Annotated in this window: 1 protein-coding gene; it reads right to left on the bottom strand. The window is 60.3% G+C overall.

Features of this window, described 5'->3' with window-relative positions:
• A partial coding sequence (locus B0E55_RS31260) for a condensation domain-containing protein (RefSeq protein ID WP_241896204.1) occupies positions 1 to 1,621 on the bottom strand: 1,621 nt, incomplete at both ends.

Genomic DNA, 1,621 nt, shown 5'->3' with positions numbered 1-1,621 from the left:
GCCACCAAATCCGCCAACGTCACACCGTCAACACAACGATCCGTCTCATTCACACCCCCCAACACCAACCCACGCTCAACCACAGACTCCACCTCGAACATCTCGACGATGGTGGACGTGTCCGCCACTGCAGCGCTCACCACTGCGACGTATGCATCGACCAATCGCGCTGCGGTTGCCTCGTCGAAGAGATCGGTGGCATAGGTCAGATGTAGGTCCAGACCCCCGCGAGACCCGTCGGCGGTGAGTGCTTCGTTGAACACGAAGTCCAGGTCGAACTGTGTAGTGGTCACGACGTTGTCGACTTCGGCGATACGTATGCCGTCGAACTCGAGTTCGGTCAATGCGATGTTCTGCAGGGTCAAACTGACCTGGAAAATGGGCGAGTACGACTGCGAACGAACCGGATCGAGTATTTCGACCAGGCGCTCGAACGGAACGTCGGCGTTCGCGAACGCCTGGAGGTCGAATTCTCGAACCGATTCGAGCAATTCCGCGAACCGAGCGCCGGGCGACACCACGGAACGTAGTGCGAGGGTATTGACGAACATGCCGACCAGATCGTCGAGTGCACGTTCTCCTCGGCCCGCAACAGGAGTTCCCACAACTACGTCGTATTCACCGCTGTAGCGCGAAAGCACAACAGCGAGCGCGGCATGCAACACCATGAACGACGTAGCGCCGTTGTCACGCGCGACCTTCTCCAGTTGCGCGTTCACCTCGGGGCTCAGATGGGCCGAGAACATGGCTCCACGGCCGGAGGCTTCCACGGGACGAGGTCGGTCCAGCGGCAGATCGATCACCGACGGTATTGCGTCGAGAGCGCTGCGCCAGAAGTCCAACTGTCGTGTGACGAGTGAGGTCGACGATTCTTCCGAACCCAACGTCTCGAGCTGCCACAGCGCGTAATCCGCGTACTGCACCTCGAGCGGCGCCCACAACGGCTCCATACCTCGGGACCGCGCCTCGTACGCCACCATCACATCACGCGTCAACGGACCCATCGAGAAACCGTCACCCGCAATGTGATGCACCGTCATCGCCAGGACGTACTCGAACTCGTCGAGCTGGAACAGATGAGCTCGCATGGGAATTTCGGACGTGACGTCGAAAGTGGCGCCGAGGACTTCGGAAACTCGTACGAGGAGAGCACTTTCGGACACATACTCGATCGTCATGTCCACGGCCGCGTCATCCGGCGAGAGAATTCTCTGGAAACCGATGCCGTCCACTTCAGGGTAGACCGTCCGGAGAACTTCGTGGCGCAGCACCAGATCACCCACTGCCGCACCAAGCGCCGATACGTCGAGGGCGCCGGAGAGGCGAAGGACCACTGGCATGTTGTATGCCGACGACTCAGGTTCGAAGCGGTTGAGGAACCACATCCGGGACTGAGCCGGTGACAACGGGATCGCGGACGGGCGTACCCGGGCTGTCAGGGCCGGCCTACTCGAGGATGATGAGGCGTCGAGAACCGCAGCAAGTTCGGCTACCGTCGGCGAGTCGAAGATAGCCCGCAGCGGTATGTCAGTGCCTCGGTCTGCGTTGATGCGGCTGACAAGTCTGGTCGCATTGAGCGAATTACCACCCAACCCGAAGAAATCATCATCCACACCAACCC

The organism is Rhodococcus sp. 66b (assembly GCF_002076325.1).
Classification (GTDB): Bacteria; Actinomycetota; Actinomycetes; order Mycobacteriales; family Mycobacteriaceae; genus Rhodococcus_F; species Rhodococcus_F erythropolis.
Note: the sequence above shows the minus strand (reverse complement) of the source record. Positions and strands in the feature narration are given on the sequence as shown.